Source organism: Novosphingobium resinovorum (genome assembly GCF_036352595.1).
GTDB classification, from domain to species: Bacteria; Pseudomonadota; Alphaproteobacteria; order Sphingomonadales; family Sphingomonadaceae; genus Novosphingobium; species Novosphingobium resinovorum_B.
In genome coordinates this window covers 107,329-126,169 of the sequence record NZ_JAZFAX010000008.1, presented here as the reverse complement: position 1 = coordinate 126,169, position 18,841 = coordinate 107,329, and the positions used below count along the sequence as shown (strand labels likewise).

Sequence of the window (18,841 nt, the reverse complement as noted above, 5' to 3'; positions counted from 1 at the left end):
CCCCGCTCCCGATGGAAAATGACCCGCCGCGAACATGCCAGCCGCAATCACACCGTCAAGCTGATCCATCCGGGACGGATGCATTTCGACCACGAAAAAGGGCCGCGGTTTCCCGCGACCCCATTTCGTAGCCAAAGCTCCGAAAGCGCTTAGCGCTTCGAGAACTGGAAGCTGCGGCGTGCCTTGGCGCGGCCGTACTTCTTACGCTCGACCACGCGGCTGTCGCGGGTGAGGAAGCCGGCGGCCTTGACGGCGGCGCGCAGGGCCGGCTCGTACTTGGCTAGAGCCTGGGCGATGCCGTGCTTCACGGCGCCGGCCTGGCCCGACAGACCACCACCCTTGACGGTGGCGACGACGTCGTACTGCTCTTCGCGACCAGCGACCTGGAAGGTCTGGTTGATGACCAGACGCAGGGTCGGACGTGCGAAGTAGACTTCCTGGTCGCGGCCGTTGACGGTGATCTTGCCCGAGCCGGGCTTGATCCACACGCGGGCGACAGCGTCCTTGCGGCGGCCGGTGGCGTAAGCGCGGCCCTGCGCGTCGATCTGCTGCTCGCGCAGCGGAGCGTTCGAGACGGGTGCGACGAAGGTTTCGTCAGCCACGGCGACGGCGCCGGCGATCTCGCCGAGGTCGGACAGGCTCTGCACGGTTTCGTTGTCGGACATTATGCGCCCACCTTGTTCTTGCGGTTCATCGAAGCGACGTCGAGCGCTTCGGGCTGGGTGCCACCGTGCGGGTGCTCGGTGCCGGCGTAGACGTGCAGGGCGCGCATCTGGTCACGGCCGAGCGGGCCACGGGGGATCATGCGCTCGACAGCCTTCTCAAGCACGCGCTCGGGGAAGCGACCGGCGAGAACCTTGTCCGCGGTGACTTCCTTGATGCCGCCGGCGTAGCCGGTGTGCTTGTAGTAGGTCTGCTGCTTGAGCTTGTTGCCCGTGAAGCGCACCTTCTCCGCGTTGATGATGACGACATGGTCGCCGCAATCGACGTGGGGGGTGAAGCTGGGCTTGTGCTTACCGCGCAGCAGGTCGGCGATGATGACGGCCAGACGGCCTACCACCAGGTTTTCGGCATCGATCAGATGCCACTTCTTCTCCACCTCGGCCGGCTTGATCGACCGGGTGACCTTCGTGAGCGCCTTCATGGCTGGTCATTCCCTATAATTCGAGCGCCAGCCACGGGAGCGAATCCCCTGATAGCGCGGAAGGCGGCCAAATCGTCTAAACCCGGGCTCAAGTCAAGCAGACTGCGGGATTCCATGGAGGTAAAATAATACCTTCACGTTTTTCGCGGTCAGCCTCGCCGCCCCAGCGCATGCGCGCCCCACACCGTCGCGGCGACGAGCAAGGCCCCGCAAAGCTGGTGCGCCACCGCGATCCACAGCGTCACGCCCGACCATACCGTGGCGATGCCCAGCAGCACCTGCGTCCCGAAGGCGCTGTGCACCGCGACCGAGACCAGCCGCTCGTGCTTCGCCTTGAGCCTGCGGCCCATGACGATCAGCACCGCGACGACCGCCCAGGCCCACCAGCGATGGATGAAATGCGTGAGGTAGGGATCGTTGACCAGCGCGGAGAAGAAGCCGCGCGCCCATTCGACACCCTGGGGGAAGAACGTGCCCTGCATCAGCGGCCAGGCGTCCCAGTTCCACCAGCCCGCCCCGGCGACGTAACCGGCGCGCAGGCCCGCGACCATCGCGCCCATGAATAGCTGCAGCACCAGCATGCCCAGCGCGAGGGCGCCGAACCCCGTCAGCCGCGCGCGCTGCTCGCCGCGCTCCATGGCCTTGAGGTCGAGCGCGGTCCACACGAGCCCCCCCAACGTGAACAGCGCCACCAAGAGGTGCGCGGCAAGGCGGAAGTGGCTCACCCGGTCGAGCGCCTCGGCGCTGAGGCCGGAGGACACCATCCACCAGCCGACCACGCCCTGCAGCCCGCCCAGCGCCAGCAGTGCCAGCAGGCGCGACTTGTAGCCGCCGGGAATGGTGCGCTTGAACCAGAACCACGCCAGCGGAACCGCGAAGACGAGGCCGATGGTGCGCGCCAGCAGGCGGTGGAACCACTCCCAGAAATAGATGAACTTGTACTGCGCCAGCGTCATGCCCGCCGGACCGTTGACGTCAAGGTATTGCGGGATCTGCTTGTAACGGGCGAATTCGGCCTGCCACTGCGCGTCGGTCAGCGGCGGGATGGCCCCCGTCAGCGGCTTCCACTGGGTGATCGAGAGGCCCGATTCGGTCAGCCGGGTAATCCCGCCCACCGCGACGATCAGCACCACCATGACCGCCACGGTCAGCAGCCAGCGCACCATCGGGGCGATATCGTCACTTGTCCCGATGATCGGGCGGCCGTCGTTCACTCTCATGCGTCTGCTTCTTCTGTCATGGCGGCGTTTCCTGCGATTTTGCGGCCACATGCGCAAGGGGGACCGCGACCGGCCGTGTTTTGCCCGAGTCCTGACCTGCCCCGTCACGATTTTGCAGATGAGGGGTTGATAGATGTTACAACGTTACATAGATGGCAGCGCATGCGCACTGCCCTTCTTGCGATTCGTAACCGCCTCGACCGCGCCGGGATCATCCTGAGCGGGCTGTGTGCCGTGCATTGCGTGCTGGGCGTGGTACTCGTCGGCGTGCTCGGCATCGGCGGCGAAGCGCTGCTTTCGCCCAGCATCCACCGCATCGGCCTGGCGCTGGCGCTGGTGGTCGGCATCATCTCGCTCGGCTTCGGCATGCTGCGCCACGGCCGCGTCGCGCCGCTGGCGATCGGCGCATCCGGCCTGACGCTGATGGGCATCGCCCTGCTGGTCAATCACGGGATCGAGGAGACCGTGCTGACCATCGCCGGGGTGGGCCTCGTCGCCTTCGCGCACATTCGGAACTTGCACGGCGCCTGCTGAGCGCTATTCGGCAAGCCATGGCTGCCGAAATCCTGCTTACCGTGAACGGCGAACCGCGCCGCATTGCCGCCGGTTCCTCCATCGCCGACCTCGTCGCCCAGATCGGCCTCGACCCGAAGAAGGTCGCGGTCGAGCACAATGCCGAGATCGCCCCGCGCTCGACCCTGGCCGACGTGCCATTGGTCGAGGGCGACGTGCTGGAGATCGTCCACTTCGTCGGCGGCGGCTGATCGGGCCGCCCTGCCCTTCGCTTTTCCTGATTCCCGCTTCCCCGAAAGGACGCGCTTCGTGACCGATTTCCCCGCCGATACCTGGACTGTTGCAGGTCGCACTTTCACCTCGCGCCTGATCGTGGGCACCGGCAAGTACAAGGACTTCGCGCAGAACGCCGCAGCCGTCGAGGCATCGGGTGCGGAGATCGTCACCGTGGCGGTGCGCCGCGTCAACGTGTCGGACCCCAAGGCGCCGATGCTGACCGACTTCATCGATCCTCAGAAGATCACCTACCTGCCCAACACCGCCGGCTGCTTCACCGCCGAGGACGCCATCCGCACCCTGCGCCTGGCGCGTGAGGCGGGCGGCTGGGATCTGGTGAAGCTGGAAGTGCTGGGCGAGGCGCGCACGCTCTACCCCGACATGCGCGAGACGCTGAAGGCCACCGAGGTCCTCGCCAACGAGGGCTTCCTGCCGATGGTCTACTGCGTCGACGATCCGATCGCCGCGAAGCAGCTTGAGGACGCGGGCGCCGTCGCGGTGATGCCGCTGGGCGCGCCGATCGGCTCGGGCCTCGGCATCCAGAACAAGGTGACCGTGCGCCTGATCGTGGAAGGAGCCAAGGTGCCGGTGCTGGTCGATGCCGGCGTGGGCACCGCTTCGGAAGCGGCGGTCGCGATGGAACTGGGCTGCGACGGCGTGCTGATGAACACCGCCATCGCCGAAGCGAAGGATCCGGTGCGCATGGCCCGCGCCATGAAGCTGGCGGTCGAGGCCGGGCGCCACGCCTACCTGGCGGGCCGCATGGGCCAGCGCCGCTATGCCGATCCGTCAAGCCCGCTGGCCGGCCTGATCTGATTAACCAGGGCGGCAAGCGAGGGGACGGAACTACTGCGATTCCCTCGCAAGTTTTTCCCGGTAAACTGCGAATACAAACGATTGTGTCGTAAACGTTCCAGAAAGGTTGGTCGTGGTTAAATTCGACTCGTGACGGGGATCGTCCCTGCCACGACGGGAATGACCACAATGGCCCATGCAGGTACGGCTAGTCTGACCATCAACGAACTGCGCGAATTCGCCAGCTTCTCCGCCGGCGAACAGCGCTATATCCGGCGCAGCCTCGATGTCGGGCTCGGCCGTCAGGATGCCTTCAAGCTCTGGGCGCGTGACGGCGAGGAGCGCAGTTCGATCCGCCGCCAGTACGAAGCCTATCACGCCCTGAAGGAACTGCGCGCGACGCGGCCCGACGAATACGACTTCGACGGCGTCGAGGCGTTCATGGGCAAGCTGGTGCGGATGGCCGCCTTCGACCTTGCACAGGGACGTATCGGCAGCTTCTCGGCGTTCCGCTTCCTCTACGAACGCCTGCTCGGCGGCTGGGCGCGCCCGTGGCTGCCCGCGGCCTTCTGCGGCGCTGCCGCTCTGCCGCAGATCCAGCCCGAACGCCGCCGCACGCTGCTCCATTCGATCAGCGAGGCCGCCGCCACCGCCCCCGGCTGGTCCGACCGCGAGCCCAGCTTCTATCCCGAGTTCATCGAAAAAGAAGCGGCCTAAGGCGGCCCGCCTAGACCATCGCCGGCTCGGCCGCCCGAGCTGCTCCCCGCGCCCCTCCCCGCGCCTTCGCCGCCAGGCCGCGGACATAGTCCAGCTTGGCGACGATCGCGTCGGAGAGGTGGAAGGGATAGAGATCCGGCTGCCCCATAGAGCGGTTGACCGCGTTCATCGCGAACGACAGCGGCGCCATCGCCTCCGCCAGCGCGGCGGTGCCTGCCGAGTAGGGGTCGAAGTCGAGTTCCACTTCCAGCCCCGCCTCGTCGCCCGGCAGCGGCGCCAGTGACAAGTCGAACCCGCCCGCCGTCGCCAGCACGTCGACGATGTGGAGGTAATGCGCGAAAGTCTCGGCAAAGTCCTCCCACGGGTGCGAGGTGGCGTAGAAGCTGACGTAGGCGTCGGTCCAGACTTTCGATCCATCGTCGGCATAATGCGCCTGCAGCGCCTGGGCATAATCGATCCGCTCGTCCCCGAAGACGGCGCGGAACGCCTCCAGTTCGGCGGGATCGGTCTCGACCAGCCGCGACCAGTAGTGGTGCCCCACCTCGTGCCGGAAGTGGCCCAGCAGCGTGCGATAGGGCTCGCCCATGGCGTTGCGCATGCGCTCGCGCTCGGCATCGTCGGCCTCGATCAGGTTGAGCGTGATGACGCCGCCGTCGTGGCCCGTGTAGATCTGCGGATTGCCCGCCTGCTCCGCTGCCGCGTCGTAGAGGAAGTCGAAGGCCAGGCCCTGGGCGCCGCCGGTCCGGCCGGCGCCTTCCTCTGCCTTGGTCTCCAGCGGCAGGCCCAGCTTCATCAGCGTGTGGAACAGCCGCCGCTTGGCCGCCTCGATCCTGCCCCAGCGCGGCGGGACAGAGGGTTCGGACAAGTCCGGGATCGTGCGGTTGTGGCGGCAGGCGCGGCACATCGGCGTCGTCTCGCCCGTCGCCACCAGCCAGTTGCAGATCTGGAAGTCGTTGTTGTTGGCGCAGACCACCACTTCGGCCACCGCCCCCTCGCCGTCGCGCCAGACGGTGGCGTCATCGGCAAGGAAGCGGAAGCCGTCGATCGCCGGATCGTAGCCCAGCGTGGCCTGGCAGCCCGGGCAGACCCGGACCTCGAAGTGATTGAGACGGCGGCAGTTGGGGCAGGGAAATGCGCGCATGGCGGATTCGGGCTCGCGTTGACGTTAGTGGGCTCAACGCAGCAATCGCGATCCCGTTTCCCGAAGAACGGCCTCTCGCTTCACCCCCGGTAGAGCGCATCCACCCGCGTGCCGTAGCGCTCCTTGAGCTTGTGGCGGCGGATCTTGAGGCTGGGGGTCATCTCCTCGTTCTCGATCGAGAACGGCTCGTCCGCGAAAGTGAACTGGCGCACCTTCTCGATCACCGAGAGATCGGCATTGACCCGGTCGATCGCCGTGCGGATCGCCGCGCGGAAGGCCGGGAGATCCTGCAGCTTGCGGAAATCGAAGGTCTCGCCATTGTCGCGCGACCACTGCAGCGCCCAGTCGGCATCGGGCACGATGAGGCCGACGACATAGGGCCGCCGATCGCCGGAGACCATCGCCTGCGCGATTTCGGGCTGCAGGGTCAGCATCGATTCGACCTTCTGGGGAGAGACGTTGTCGCCCTTGTCGTTGACGATCATGTCCTTCTTGCGATCGGTGATGGCGATGCGGCCGCGTTCGTCGATATGGCCGATGTCGCCGGTGTGCAGCCAAGCACCTGTGCCGGGCTCCGACCCGGTATCCTTGAGCACGTTGGCGGTCGCCGCCTCGTTCTGCCAGTAGCCGGACATCACCAGTTCGCCGCGCACGAGAATCTCGCCGTCATCCGCGATCTTCACCTCGACGCCGCGCAGGGGCGGGCCGACGGTGTCGAACTTCACGCCCGCCGCCGGGCGGTTGCAGCTGATGATCGGGCCGGCCTCGGTCTGGCCGTAGCCCTGCAGCAGCGTCAGCCCCATCGCATCGAAGAACACGCCGATCTCGGGGTTGAGCGGTGCCCCGCCCGATACCAGCGCCTTGATGCGGCCACCGAAGCGCGCGCGGATCTTGGGCCGCAGCGTGCGCTCGATCAGCAGGTCGAGCGGATAGTCGAGCACCCCGCGCTTGCCGGCAAGGCGGCGCATCCCGCCACCGATCGCCCAGTCCATCAGCCGGTTGGCGACCTTCCCCTGCTTCTCGATCTGCTTCATGATGCGCGTGCGCAGCACCTCGAACAGGCGCGGCACCACCACCATCACGGTCGGGCGGACTTCCTCGATATTGGCGGCGAGCTTGTCGAGGCCCTCGGAATAATAGATCTGGCCGCCCAGCCCGATCGGCAGGAACTGGCCGCCGGTATGCTCGTACGCGTGGCTGAGCGGCAGGAACGAGAGGAATATCTCGCGCTTGTCCGGCCCCTGGTCCCAGCCGAAGTCGTCGGCGATGATCTTGGCCGCGCCCGCCACGTTGGACAGCAGCATGCCGTGATGCTGGCGCACCCCGCGCGGGGCGCCGCCGGTGCCGCTGGTGTAGATGATGCAGGCGAGATCCTGCCGGGCGATCCCCGCCACCCGCCGGTCGACTTCCGCCCGCGCGGCGACGGCATCGCCTTCGAGCAGTTCGCCCCACATGTGGGTCTCGTAACTGCCGCCCTGCATCGGTGCGAGCGGCTCCATGCCGATGACATGGCGGCACATGTCGGTCTGGACGATCGCCGGCAGCATCGCCTTGCCCAGCTTCGCGGTCGAGACGATGGCCGCGCGCGCGCCCGAATTCTCGAGGATGTGGATGTGATCGCGGGTGGTGTTGGTGGTGTAGGTCGGCACCGTCACGCAGCCGGCGGCCATGATCGCGAAGTCGGCGAGGCACCATTCGGGCCGGTTCTCCGAGACGATCAGCACCCGCTCGCCGTCCCGCAAGCCCAGCCGGCGCAAGGACTGCGCCATCAGGCATACCCGCCGCGCCGCCTCGGCCCAGCTGATCGCGCGCCACTGCCCGTCCTGCTTGGACCACAACAGCGGCGCCTCGCCCAGCGCATCGGCGCGGGAGAGGAACAGCGAGACGACGTTCGCGCTCCGATCGAAGTCGGCAATATCCATGGCGCCCCGGTATCCTCTAAGCATTTCTTGTGGTCGAACGTCTATGCGGCACGGCGGGTTGCCACAAGCTTACTGCGATATCGCGACACCTTCGGTCCGCGGATCGCCCGCGCCCACCAGCCTGCCGTCCACCACCATGACCGCGTTGGTCTTGAGCGGCATCTCGGCCGCCTTCACCGACGCATGGCCGAGCGCCTGCAGCGCAGGAATCATCGGCTCCAGCGCCGAGCCCTTCTCGACGTTGACGGTATCGCCCGGCGCGAACAGCACCGGCAGCGCCAGCGCCTTGTCCACCGGCAGCTTCCAGTCGAGCACGCCGACGAGCGCGCGGATCACCTGCACCGGGATCGTCGCCCCGCCTGCCGCGCCGACCACGAACAGCAGCTTGCCGTCGGGACCGTAGACCACCGTAGGCGCCATCGAACTGCGCGGGCGCTTGCCGCCCTCGACCCGGTTGGCGACGATCGTGCCGTCCTTCTCCGGCGCGAAGTTGAAATCGGTCAGTTCGTTGTTGAGATAGAACCCGCCGACCATGATGCCCGATCCGAACGCGCTCTCGATCGTCGAGGTCCACGAGGCAACCTCGCCCTGCCGATCGACGACGACGAAGTGCGAGGTGCCGTGCTCCTCGTAGCCCTTGCCGAGCGAGAGGTGCGGCGCGGGGAGGCCGGCAGTGACCGTCGCCATCGTCCGATCGGCGGCGATCAGCGCCCCCCGGCGCCGCAGGTACGCGGGATCGAGCAGCGCCGCGACCGGCACCTTCACGAAATCGGGGTCGGCGAGGAACAGGTCGCGGTCGGCATAGGCCAGCCGCTCGGACTCGGCGATCAGGTGCCAGGCGACCGGCGAATCCGGGCCCAGCTTGCCGAGGTCGAACCCCTCCAGCTGGATCAGCGTCGCCAGCACCGTGGTCGCGCCCGAGGATGGCGGCCCCATGCTGCAGATCTTGTAAACGCGGTACTTCGCGCAAGTGCTCGGCCGCTCCTTCGCGGTGAAGGCGGCGATGTCGGCCTCGGTCATGCGACCGTCGGCAGGGGTCTGCGCCGCCACCTTCGTGGCGATCGCGCGGGCCAGTTCGCCCTTGTAGAAGCCGTCCGGCCCCTTGGCGGCCAGCATCTCCAGCGTGCTCGCCAGCGCCGGGTTGCGGATCGTCGTGCCGACCGGCAGCGGCTTGCCGTCGGCGCCATAGTAGATGCCGCGCGCCTGCTCGTCGTGCGCCCCGGTATCGGGCTGCCTGGTCAGCGACTGGAACCCGCGCGGCGAGAGCGCGAAGCCCTCGCGCGCAAGATCGATCGCCGGCTGGAACAGCTCCGCCCAGGGCAGGCGGCCGTGCTCGGCATGAATCTTCGCGGCGAGCGCGATGTTGCCGGGCACGCCGACGCTGCGCCCGCCGACGACCGCCGTGCGGAACGGCAGCGGCTGGCCCGAGCCGTCGAGGAAGCGCGCCGGCGTCGCAGCCCCCGGCGCCGTCTCGCGCCCGTCCCACGATTCGACGTTGCCCGCCTCGTCAGCCAGCATCAGGAAGCCGCCGCCGCCGATGCCGGAGCTTTGCGGCTCGACCACCGTGAGCGCCAGCATCGTCGCGATCGCCGCGTCGGTGGCGCTGCCGCCCCGGCGCAGGATCGCCGCCCCCGCCTCGGCCGCGCGCGGATCGGCGGCGCTGACCATGCCGGCATCGAAGACCGCCGGGGCACCGGCCCGCACTGCAGGTGCGGTGGCCGTCGTCGCGGCACAGCCGGGGAGAAGCAGGGAGAGGGCGAGGGAGGCAGTAAGCCCCAGGGACGACTTTCCGAACATTGCCAAGGGGCTTATTCGGTTCCGACCGCCTCTGCAATCGATGCGAAGCCATCGCGGCGCATCAATTCGCCGAGGCCTTTGGTGATGGCCTTGGCAATTCCCGGCCCTTCGTAAACCATCGCGCTATAAAGCTGGACGAGGCTGGCGCCGGCGCGGATGCGGGCCCAGGCGTCCTCGGCAGTGGCGATCCCTCCCACGCCGACCAGCGGCACCGCGCCGCCGGTCGCCTTGCGGAAGTCGCGCAGGCGCTGCTGGGCGAGATCGCGCAAGGGCGCGCCGGACAGGCCGCCGGTCTCGTCGCGATGGACCGAACCCAGCGAGGGCCGCGATATCGTGGTGTTGGAGACGATCAGCGCCCCCAGCCGCTTGTCGATGGCGATGCGCGCGATGGCGTCGATATCGGCCGGCTCCAGATCGGGCGCCACCTTCAGGAACACCGGCGGCCGGCGCCCCTCGCCGCAGGCCGCGTCGCGCGCCTCGATCACCGCGTCGAGCAGGCCGGTCAGCGCCGATTCGTCCTGCAGCGCGCGCAGGCCCGGCGTGTTCGGGCTGGAGATATTGACCGCGAGGTACGTGGCCAGCGGCGCCATCAGCCGCGCCATCGTCGCGTAGTCTGCCACGCGGTCGGTCGAATCCTTGTTGGCACCGATATTGATGCCGACCACGCCAGGACGCGCCGCGCGCGCCTCGAGCCGGTAGACAGCCGCCTGAGCGCCGCCGTTGTTGAACCCCATGCGGTTGATGACCGCGCGATCCTCGACCAGCCGGAACAGGCGCGGCTGGGAGTTGCCCGCCTGCGGCAGCGGGGTGATCGAGCCCACCTCGGCAAAACCGAAGCCCAGCCGCAGCAGCGCGTCGGGCACCTCGCCGTCCTTGTCGAAGCCCGCCGCCATGCCGACCGGATTGGGAAAGGCAATTCCGGCAACCTCGCTGGCGAGCCCGGGATCGCCGCGCGGCGCGCGGACGGGTCCGGAAAACCTCAGCGCTTTCAACGCAAGGCCATGGGCCTTCTCGGCCTCGATTCGGAAAAGGGCGGGTCGGATCAGGGAATAGAGCACGCGAATCGCATAACGCCGTGGGAAGTGTTGCTCAAACGCTTCTTGTGCTGCGGTGCGAGATGAAAAACGCCGTTAGGGCACGCGGCAGGTCGGCTCCACCTGAGAACGTGTCGCGTTTATACAATAAATCGCCCCAACTGGAGCATACACGACTCTTGCGACCCGAAGGGCTCGTAGCGGGATGCGCTCGAGTTCTTTATCACCTTACGGCGGTTTCCGGTTTCGATCGGGAACCGCCTTTTTTCGCGGTGTTGCGGGCAAAACTCCCATAGTTAACTTTTAGCGCAAGCGATTTTCCATGGCTTGCGTATCTTTTGCGACGAGCTAAGGGGCTCCGGCGACGAACCGTGACGTTCCTGTCACATCCCGGCACGGGACGCCCGAAGACGCGCAAAACCCCCGTTGAATGGGCATTGAAACTCGGCGCGCCCTGCACTAGGTGCAAATCGGAAAAAATTGATCCGATTTAAACACAGGAACCGGAAAGCCCGCTCATGCGCCTGTCGAGTATGACAGACTATGCCGTCGTCATAATGTCCGCTGCGGCGCGGCATTGCGGCACTTGCTCGCTCATCGAGCAGGCGGGCGGCAAGCGTGCGCGCATTTCCGCCGCACAACTGGCGGCAGAAACCGGCCTGCCCGCTCCCACGGTGCAGAAGCTGGTGAGCAAGCTTTCGGCCGCCGGCCTCATGCGCTCGTCGCGCGGTGTCGGCGGGGGTCTGCGACTCGCACGGCCGCCGGCAACGATCTCGCTGGCGGACATCGTCGAGGCGGTGGAAGGGCCGATCGCCCTCACCGCCTGCATCGACCGGGTGAAGAGCGACTGCACGCTCGATTCCTGTTGCAACGTAAAAGGCCACTGGCCGCAGGTTAATGCGGCCGTGCGCGGGGCGCTCGCCCAGGTGGCGCTGACCCAGCTCGTCGAGGAAGTTTGAGATGACCGAAGAAACCCTCCCCATCGCGCCAGAACGCGATCAGGCCGCGCGCGAGGCTGCTGCCCGCGTCGCCGAGTACGAGCACGGCTGGTCCTCGGACATCGAGCAGGAATATGGCCCCAAGGGTCTGTCCGAAGACACCATCCGCTTCATCTCGGCCAAGAAGGACGAGCCCGAGTGGATGCTCGACTGGCGCCTGAAGGCTTACGCAAAGTGGCTGGAAATGACGCCGCCGGACTGGGCGAAGCTCGACATTCCGCCGATCGACTATCAGGAATCCTACTATTGGGCCGCGCCCAAGAAGAAGGATGCGCTGGCCAGCCTCGACGAGGTCGACCCCGAAATCCTGCGCGTCTACGAAAAGCTGGGCATTCCACTGGAGGAGCAGAAAGTGCTCGCCGGCGTCGAGGGTGCGCGCAAGGTCGCGGTGGACGCGGTGTTCGATTCGGTTTCGGTCGCCACCACCTTCCGCAAGGAGCTGGAGCAGGCGGGCGTCATCTTCCGCTCGATCTCCGAGGCGATCCGCGAATTCCCCGATCTGGTGAAGAAGTGGCTGGGCCGCGTGGTGCCCGTCCATGACAACTACTTCGCGGCGCTGAACTGCGCGGTCTTCTCGGACGGCACCTTCGTCTACATTCCCGAGGGCGTACGCTGCCCGATGGAGCTGAGCACCTATTTCCGCATCAACGCGGAGAACACCGGCCAGTTTGAGCGCACGCTGATCGTCGCCGAAAAGGGCAGCTACGTCTCGTACCTCGAAGGCTGCACCGCCCCGATGCGCGACGAGAACCAGCTGCACGCCGCCGTCGTCGAACTGGTCGCGATGGAGGATGCGGAGATCAAGTACTCCACCGTCCAGAACTGGTATCCGGGCGATGCCAACGGCAAGGGCGGCATCTACAACTTCGTCACCAAGCGTGGCCTGTGCCAGGGCGCGCGGTCCAAGATCAGCTGGACCCAGGTGGAAACCGGCTCCGCCGTGACGTGGAAGTACCCCAGCTGCGTCCTCAACGGCGAGGATTCGGTGGGCGAGTTCTACTCGGTTGCCGTCACCAACAACTACCAGCAGGCCGATACCGGCACCAAGATGATCCACAACGGCAAAGGCAGCCGCTCGACGATCATCTCCAAGGGTATCTCGGCAGGCAAGAGCAACAACACCTATCGCGGCCTCGTCCGCGTGGGCGCCAATGCCGATGGTGTGCGCAACTTCACGCAGTGCGATTCGCTGCTGCTCGGCAAGGAGTGCGGCGCGCATACGGTGCCCTACATCGAAGTGCGCAACCCCAGCGCCCAGATCGAGCACGAGGCGACCACCAGCAAGATCAGCGACGACCAGCTGTTCTACGCCATGCAGCGTGGCCTCGACACCGAGCAGGCGGTGGCGCTGATCGTCAACGGCTTCGCCAAGGAAGTGCTGCAGCAGCTGCCGATGGAATTCGCGGTGGAAGCGCAGAAGCTGCTGGGCATCAGCCTTGAGGGGAGCGTGGGCTGACCCACCTCCCCCGCCATGAATAACGAAGGACCAGAAACCATGACCGCCGCCCGCAAGACACTGGGCATCAGCCTCGCCTCCAACGGGCCGAAGGCAGACGCCAAGGCCAGCTTCGCCGTCACCGGCACGCGCCTCGAAACGCTGAAGGAGCGCGCCAGGGACCAGCGCCGCAATCCCACCGAGGCGCAGAAGGCGCTGTGGGCGAAGCTGTCCGGCTCGCAGCTGGGCGGGGTGAAGTTCACGCGGCAGTCGATCGTCGGCTCGGCGATCGTCGATTTCGCCTGCCCCTCGCGCTGGATCGTGATCCAGCTGAGCGCCGAGGATTCCAACCCCGACGTCAACGAACTGCAGGACCGCAAGCTCACCGAAGTCGGCATCCGCGTGCTGCGCTTCTCGGAAGAGGAAGTGATCGGCCAGGTCGATACCGTGGTCCGCGAGATCAACACCGAACTCAACGTGCCCTTCGACAAGCGCTCCGCGCGCAAGAAGGCTGGCTCGCGTCCGGCAGGGACGTTCGTGAGCGACGAAGGATAAGCCATGCTCAAGATCGAAAACCTCACGGCGAACGTCGCCGACAAGCAAATCCTCAAGGGTCTGTCGCTCACCATCAATCCCGGCGAGATTCACGCGATCATGGGCCCCAACGGCGCGGGCAAGTCGACGCTGGGCTATACGCTCGGCGGCCGTCCGGGCTATGACGTGACCGGTGGTTCGGTGGACTTCGCAGGGACCGACCTGCTCGAACTCGAACCGCACGAGCGCGCTGCCGCCGGCCTGTTCCTGGGCTTCCAGTACCCGGTCGAGATCCCCGGCGTCTCGTTCGTCCAGTTCCTGCGCGAGGCTGCCAACGCCCAGCGCAAGGGCCGCGGCGAGGAACCGCTGTCGGGCGGCGAATTCCTAAAGCTGGCCAAGGAGAAGGCCGGCCTGCTGCGCATGGACATGGACATGCTCAAGCGCCCGGTGAACGTCGGCTTCTCGGGCGGCGAGAAGAAGCGCGCCGAGATGGTGCAGATGGGCATCCTGAACCCCAGGCTGGCAATCCTCGACGAGACCGACTCCGGCCTCGACATCGATGCGCTGCGCATCTGCGGCGAAGGCATCAACGCGATCATGCGGGCGCCCGACAAGGCGGTACTGCTCATCACCCACTACCAGCGCCTGCTGGACTACGTGAAGCCGGACTTCGTTCACGTCCTCGCTGCAGGCCGCATCGTTAAGTCGGGCGGCCCCGACCTTGCCCTGCGCCTTGAGGAAGAGGGCTACGAGGCGGTGGTGCAGGAGGCGGCATGAACGTCGAACTCGCCCTCCCCACCCGCAAGGACGAAGATTTCCGCTACTCGGACATCGTGGCGCTGGGCACCGTCTGGCCGATCGTGACCGAGGAGATCACGGTCGCGGACGGCGCTGAGGATGCGCTGCAGCTCGTCGAGACCGGCGCCGGAGCCGTCGCCCGCCACATCGTCATCACGCTGGGCAAGGGCGCGAAGTTCGACCTGCGCGTGCTGACCGCCGGCCCCGCCTATGGCCGCATCGCGGTGGACGTGCGACTGGCCGAAGGCGCCGACTTCACGCTGGGCGCCGCGCAGTTGGCGACCGGTGAGGAGACGCTGGAGATCGTCACCGAAGTCACCCACGCAGGCCTCAACGCCACGTCCGAGCAGATCGTGCGCACGGTGCTGGCGGGCAAGTCGGTCGGCACTTACCTCGGCCGCATCGCGGTGGAGCGCGGGGCCGACGGCACCGATGCCGAGCAGTCGGTCCGCGCCATGCTGCTGGAGCGTACGGCGACCGCCAACGCGCGCCCGGAACTGGAAATCTACGCCGACGACGTCAAGGCCGCGCATGGCTGCGCGGTGGGCGAACTCGACGCGCAGGGCCTGTTCTACCTGATGAGCCGCGGCCTCACCCCGCCGCAGGCCAAGCGCCTGATGCTGCAGGCCTTCATCGCCGAAGCCTTCACCGGCGCGGCGGGCGAAGAAGAATTGAGCGCAGCGGCGATCGCCCGTCTGGAGGCGATCCTGTGAGTCTCGACACCGCAGAACTTGCGCTCAAGAGCCAGTTCCCCGGCCTTGCCGGCGACTGGCACTACCTCGACACCGCCGCCACCGCGCAAAAGCCGCAGGCCGTGATCGACGCCACGGTCGCCGCGATGGGCCGCGACTATGCGACCGTCCATCGCGGTGTCTATGCCCGCTCGGCCGACATGACGCTGGCCTTCGAGGCGGCCCGCCGCCGCACCGCCGCGTTCCTGAACGCCGAGGAGGACGAGATCGTCTTCACGCGCGGCGCGACCGAATCGATCAACCTCGTCGCGCAGAGCTGGGCCGCCGCCAATCTCAAGGCGGGCGACCGCATCCTGCTCTCGACGCTGGAGCACCACTCCAACATCGTGCCCTGGCAGTTGCTCAGGAACGGCGTGGAGATCGACGTCTGCCCGCTCGACGCCGAGGGCCGCATCGACCTCAAAGCCGCCGAGCGCATCCTGACCCCGGCGCACAAGCTGGTCGCCTTCGCCCATGTATCCAATGTGCTCGGCTCGGTGCTCCACGTGGAACACGCCGCGAAGCTGGCCCATGCGGTCGGCGCGAAGCTGCTGATCGACGGTTGCCAGGCCGCACCGCGCCTCGCACTCGACGTGAAGGCGTTCGACTGCGACTTCTACGCCTTCTCCGCGCACAAGCTTTACGGCCCGACCGGGATCGGCGTGCTCTGGGCGCGCAAGGACATCCTCGACGGGATGCAGCCCTGGCAGGGCGGCGGCTCGATGATCGACAAGGTCACCTTCGAGAAGACCACCTATGCCCCCGCGCCGCAGCGCTTCGAGGCAGGCACACCCAACATCGTCGAGGCCATCGGCATGGCCGCCGCGATGGACTGGCTCGGCGATATCGGCCTGAACCGCGCCGAAAAGCACGAGCGCGATCTTGCTGTCCTGCTGCGCAGCGAACTGCGGGGGCGCAACGACGTGACGCTGTTCGGGCCGGACGATTCGCTCGGCATCGTCAGTTTTGCGCTCGACGGGGTGCATCCGCACGACCTCGGCACCATATTGGACGAGGAAGGCGTGGCGATCCGCGCCGGGCACCACTGTGCCCAGCCGCTGATGGAACACCTTGGCGTCCCTGCCACCGCGCGGGCGAGCTTCGGGCTCTACAGCGATGAAAGCGATATCGAGGCGCTCCTGAAAGGGATCGAGCGCACCAGGAGAATTTTCGGATGAGTGACCAGAAGCCTGCATTCAGCGTAGAGGAAGTCGATGCGGCTCCCCCCGCCCCGCGTGCACGCGTGGACGATGCCGTGCCCCCGCCCGAGGAACGCAAGCGCGACTATCTCGACGGATTCCTGGCGGAAAAGCCACAGGCCATCGACCCGGCCGACCCGGGCGGCGCGATCTACGACGGCGTGATCGACGCGTTGAAGGAAATCTTCGACCCCGAGATCCCGGTGAACATCTATGACCTCGGCCTGATCTACGGCGTCGAGGTTTCGCCCGAAGCCTCGGTGTCGGTCATCATGACGCTCACCACCCCCCACTGCCCGGTGGCCGAATCGATGCCGGGCGAAGTGGAACTGCGCGTTTCCGCCGTACCCGGCGTGCGCGACTGCGAAGTGAACCTCGTCTGGGATCCGCCGTGGGACATGGCGAAGATGACCGACGAGGCCAAGCTGGAACTGGGAATGCTGTGAGCGAGACCCTCGCCCCCGACCTTGTGATCACGCGCGCCGATTTCGCCGATCCTGCCGACGCGGCGGCGATCGTGGCGATGCTCGACGTCTATGCGCGCGATCCGATGGGCGGTGGCGAACCGCTTTCCGACGATGTGCGCGAACGGCTGGTGCCCGCTCTGGCACAAGTGCCCGGCGCCTTTGTCCTGCTCGCGCGAATCGACGGCGAGGCGGTGGGCATCGCCAACTGCTTCACCGGCTTCTCGACGTTCGCGGCGCGGCCCCTGGTCAATATCCACGACATCGCCGTCGCCCCCGGCCATCGCGGCAAAGGCATCGCCCGCGCCCTGTTCGCCGCAATCGAGGCGGAAGCCCGCGCGCGCGGTGCCTGCAAGATCACGCTCGAAGTGCTGAGCGGGAACCAGCGCGCCAAGGAACTCTACGCATCGCTGGGCTACGGCGACTACCAGCTCGACCCCGAAACCGGACACGCGCTGTTCTGGCAGAAGAGGCTCTCATGACCGAAACCACCACCACCAAGACCCGCCCTGCCCGCCCCGCCGCCGTCATCCTGACGCCGAACGCGGAAACCCGCATCGCGAAGCTGATGGGCGAGGCCCCTGCGGACGCGATCGGCGTGAAGCTGTCCACCCCGCGTCGGGGCTGCTCGGGGCTGGCCTACTCGGTCGACTACGTGATCGAGGAAGCCAAGTTCGACGAGAAGATCGAGACCCCCGGCGGCCTGTTCTACATCGACGGCGCCTCGGTGCTGTACCTCGTGGGCAGCACGATGGACTGGGTGGAGGACGATTTCACCGCCGGTTTCGTGTTCGCCAACCCCAATGCCAAGGGCGCCTGTGGGTGTGGGGAAAGCTTCACGGTCTGAGGTCACGCCTTGCCTCGGGGGGCTTCGACAAGCTCAGCCTGAGCGGATTTTCAGACTATGGGTGTTTCCGCTCAGGCTGAGCTTGTCGAAGCCCCCTGAGCGATACGCGCCCCTCAATTCTTCGGAAACAGTGCCAGCAACGCGCCCAGCCGGTCATGTACCTCGCGCGCCTGCGCCGGGTCGCTGTGGCCGATGCGCACGACCGTCAGCAATTGCCCGGGCGAGCCGATCACGAACTGCCCATAGTCCCCCAGGCACGCAAAGACGTCCTTTTCCGCCGCGCCGGGCCAAAGGCGGGCGCCGTCGCTCGCCTCCCCGCGATTGAGCCACACGCCGGCACCATAGCCCGGCTCGCGCGGGCTTGGTTCCAGCATGAACTGCATCCAGCGGCGCGGCAGGATCTGCGCGCCGCCGACCGAGCCGGTGTGGCGGATGAACTCGCCCAGATTGCCCCAGTCGCGCGCGGTCATGGCGATCATGCCGGAGCCGATCATCGTCCCCGCCCGGTCGTATCCGACGATCGCCGAGCCCAGTCCGATCGGCTGCAGCACGCGGTTGCGCAAGTAGTCGCTCACCGCCGCCCGGCGCCGCAGCGCATCGTGGTCCGGCGAGAGCACCCGCGCGGCAAGGTCCGAAAGGATCACCGCGCTGGCCGAGGAATGCACGAAGATCTTGCCCGCAGGCGCCTCCAGCGGCTGCGCCTCGGCGTAGGAGGCCATATCGTCGCGGCCGTCGAGGAACAGCATGCGCATGCGGTCCGATTCGTCCTCGATGCGGCCGGTCCCCGCGCTGGTCGTCTCAACGTGGCGCAGGCCCGAGCGCATTTGCAGGAGCTGGCGCAAGGTGATGACGCCGCGCGGGTCGCCGGGTCGCTGCCATTCGGGCACAGGGGCCGATTCGTTGAGGCGCAGGCGGCCGTCGCTGACCAGTTGGCCGATCATCAGCGCGGTCACGCACTGGCCAGCCGACCAGCCGGGAAGGCGCGAATCGGGCTTAACGCCCTCGCCGTAGCGCTCGACCACGACCGAGCCGCGCTTGAGGATGACGAGGGCGTCGGTCTTGCCGACAGCTTCGTCGTCGAACAGGCGGTCGATGGTCCGCCCCAGCGATTCGCGCGGGGCGCCGCCGGAATCCTTGATCGCGGCGAGCGATTCGGTGCTCGGCGGCGGCGGTCCTTCGGGCGCGCCGGAGCCGCAGCCCCACAGGGCTGGCAGCATCAGCATCGCGGCGATAAGGGGGGGGCGGCGCACCGACATGGCGCGCCGGTCATGTGCGA

At 67.1% G+C, this 18,841-nt stretch carries 21 protein-coding genes; 13 read left to right on the top strand and 8 right to left on the bottom strand.

Annotation, left to right across the window (positions count from 1 at the left end; all coding sequences use genetic code 11):
• Window positions 1-149: 149 nt before the first annotated feature.
• The 3 genes from rpsI to V2S85_RS10260 all read right to left on the bottom strand — a co-directional run bounded on the left by rpsI (window position 150) and on the right by V2S85_RS10260 (window position 2,364).
• On the bottom strand, window positions 150-665 hold the full coding sequence (rpsI, locus tag V2S85_RS10270; RefSeq protein WP_330702759.1) for a 30S ribosomal protein S9: 516 nt from the start codon (window positions 663-665) through the stop codon (window positions 150-152).
• Window positions 665-1,144: a 50S ribosomal protein L13 gene (gene rplM, locus V2S85_RS10265; protein ID WP_008831262.1), complete on the bottom strand. Its 480-nt coding sequence runs from the start codon at window positions 1,142-1,144 to the stop codon at window positions 665-667. The genes rpsI and rplM overlap by 1 nt, the downstream gene beginning before the upstream one ends.
• A 149-nt stretch (window positions 1,145-1,293) precedes the next feature.
• A complete protein-coding gene (locus V2S85_RS10260) occupies window positions 1,294-2,364 on the bottom strand; it encodes a COX15/CtaA family protein (RefSeq protein WP_330702758.1) in 1,071 nt (356 codons plus the stop codon).
• 162 nt (window positions 2,365-2,526) lie between these two features.
• On the opposite strand from V2S85_RS10260, the gene V2S85_RS10255 reads away from it, so the two are divergent.
• The 4 genes from V2S85_RS10255 (at window position 2,527) to V2S85_RS10240 (ending at window position 4,665) form a co-directional block, all read left to right on the top strand.
• Window positions 2,527-2,898: a MerC domain-containing protein gene (locus V2S85_RS10255; RefSeq protein ID WP_330702757.1), complete on the top strand. Its 372-nt coding sequence runs from the start codon at window positions 2,527-2,529 to the stop codon at window positions 2,896-2,898.
• Window positions 2,899-2,915: 17 nt separating this feature from the next.
• Window positions 2,916-3,128 (top strand): sulfur carrier protein ThiS, encoded by a 213-nt coding sequence (thiS, locus tag V2S85_RS10250; protein WP_330702756.1) that lies wholly within the window; start codon window positions 2,916-2,918, stop codon window positions 3,126-3,128.
• 58 nt (window positions 3,129-3,186) lie between these two features.
• Entirely contained in the window at window positions 3,187-3,969 is a 783-nt protein-coding gene (locus tag V2S85_RS10245) for a bifunctional sulfur carrier protein/thiazole synthase protein (protein WP_330702755.1), read from the top strand.
• A gap of 168 nt (window positions 3,970-4,137) precedes the next feature.
• The gene (locus V2S85_RS10240; RefSeq protein ID WP_330702754.1) at window positions 4,138-4,665 is read left to right on the top strand and encodes a hypothetical protein; all 528 of its coding nucleotides are present in this window, start codon (window positions 4,138-4,140) and stop codon (window positions 4,663-4,665) included.
• A gap of 10 nt (window positions 4,666-4,675) precedes the next feature.
• Here the strand turns inward: V2S85_RS10240 and V2S85_RS10235 are convergent, their stop codons facing one another.
• The 4 genes from V2S85_RS10235 to V2S85_RS10220 all read right to left on the bottom strand — a co-directional run bounded on the left by V2S85_RS10235 (window position 4,676) and on the right by V2S85_RS10220 (window position 10,583).
• Window positions 4,676-5,806: a zinc-binding metallopeptidase family protein gene (locus V2S85_RS10235; RefSeq protein WP_330702753.1), complete on the bottom strand. Its 1,131-nt coding sequence runs from the start codon at window positions 5,804-5,806 to the stop codon at window positions 4,676-4,678.
• 80 nt (window positions 5,807-5,886) lie between these two features.
• Window positions 5,887-7,728, bottom strand: a complete 1,842-nt coding sequence (locus tag V2S85_RS10230; RefSeq protein ID WP_330702752.1) for a long-chain fatty acid--CoA ligase — start codon at window positions 7,726-7,728, stop codon at window positions 5,887-5,889.
• Between the two features lie 69 nt (window positions 7,729-7,797).
• A complete protein-coding gene (ggt, locus tag V2S85_RS10225; protein WP_330702751.1) occupies window positions 7,798-9,525 on the bottom strand; it encodes a gamma-glutamyltransferase in 1,728 nt (575 codons plus the stop codon).
• An 11-nt stretch (window positions 9,526-9,536) separates the two neighbouring features.
• A complete protein-coding gene (locus V2S85_RS10220; protein ID WP_330702750.1) occupies window positions 9,537-10,583 on the bottom strand; it encodes a quinone-dependent dihydroorotate dehydrogenase in 1,047 nt (348 codons plus the stop codon).
• A 494-nt stretch (window positions 10,584-11,077) separates the two neighbouring features.
• Between V2S85_RS10220 and V2S85_RS10215 the strand changes: the two genes are divergently transcribed.
• From V2S85_RS10215 to V2S85_RS10175, 9 genes are read left to right on the top strand one after another with little or no spacing between them, the layout of a single operon-like run.
• Window positions 11,078-11,518 (top strand): SUF system Fe-S cluster assembly regulator, encoded by a 441-nt coding sequence (locus V2S85_RS10215; RefSeq protein ID WP_330702749.1) that lies wholly within the window; start codon window positions 11,078-11,080, stop codon window positions 11,516-11,518.
• Window position 11,519: 1 nt separating this feature from the next.
• Complete coding sequence (sufB, locus tag V2S85_RS10210; protein WP_330702748.1) at window positions 11,520-13,013, top strand: Fe-S cluster assembly protein SufB; 1,494 nt, start codon at window positions 11,520-11,522, stop codon at window positions 13,011-13,013.
• 39 nt (window positions 13,014-13,052) lie between these two features.
• The gene (locus tag V2S85_RS10205; RefSeq protein WP_330702747.1) at window positions 13,053-13,547 is read left to right on the top strand and encodes an endonuclease domain-containing protein; all 495 of its coding nucleotides are present in this window, start codon (window positions 13,053-13,055) and stop codon (window positions 13,545-13,547) included.
• A 3-nt stretch (window positions 13,548-13,550) separates the two neighbouring features.
• Complete coding sequence (gene sufC, locus V2S85_RS10200; RefSeq protein ID WP_330702746.1) at window positions 13,551-14,303, top strand: Fe-S cluster assembly ATPase SufC; 753 nt, start codon at window positions 13,551-13,553, stop codon at window positions 14,301-14,303.
• Window positions 14,300-15,037, top strand: a complete 738-nt coding sequence (locus V2S85_RS10195; RefSeq protein WP_330702745.1) for a SufD family Fe-S cluster assembly protein — start codon at window positions 14,300-14,302, stop codon at window positions 15,035-15,037. The genes sufC and V2S85_RS10195 overlap by 4 nt, the downstream gene beginning before the upstream one ends.
• Complete coding sequence (locus V2S85_RS10190) at window positions 15,034-16,233, top strand: cysteine desulfurase (RefSeq protein WP_330702744.1); 1,200 nt, start codon at window positions 15,034-15,036, stop codon at window positions 16,231-16,233. Before V2S85_RS10195 ends, V2S85_RS10190 begins: the two co-directional genes overlap by 4 nt.
• Entirely contained in the window at window positions 16,230-16,700 is a 471-nt protein-coding gene (locus tag V2S85_RS10185; protein ID WP_330702743.1) for an SUF system Fe-S cluster assembly protein, read from the top strand. The genes V2S85_RS10190 and V2S85_RS10185 overlap by 4 nt, the downstream gene beginning before the upstream one ends.
• Window positions 16,697-17,200, top strand: a complete 504-nt coding sequence (locus V2S85_RS10180) for a GNAT family N-acetyltransferase (protein ID WP_330702742.1) — start codon at window positions 16,697-16,699, stop codon at window positions 17,198-17,200. The genes V2S85_RS10185 and V2S85_RS10180 overlap by 4 nt, the downstream gene beginning before the upstream one ends.
• On the top strand, window positions 17,197-17,565 hold the full coding sequence (locus V2S85_RS10175) for an iron-sulfur cluster assembly accessory protein (RefSeq protein ID WP_330702741.1): 369 nt from the start codon (window positions 17,197-17,199) through the stop codon (window positions 17,563-17,565). The genes V2S85_RS10180 and V2S85_RS10175 overlap by 4 nt, the downstream gene beginning before the upstream one ends.
• A 113-nt stretch (window positions 17,566-17,678) precedes the next feature.
• Here the strand turns inward: V2S85_RS10175 and V2S85_RS10170 are convergent, their stop codons facing one another.
• Window positions 17,679-18,821 (bottom strand): serine hydrolase domain-containing protein, encoded by a 1,143-nt coding sequence (locus V2S85_RS10170; protein ID WP_036525695.1) that lies wholly within the window; start codon window positions 18,819-18,821, stop codon window positions 17,679-17,681.
• Window positions 18,822-18,841: the final 20 nt, after the last annotated feature.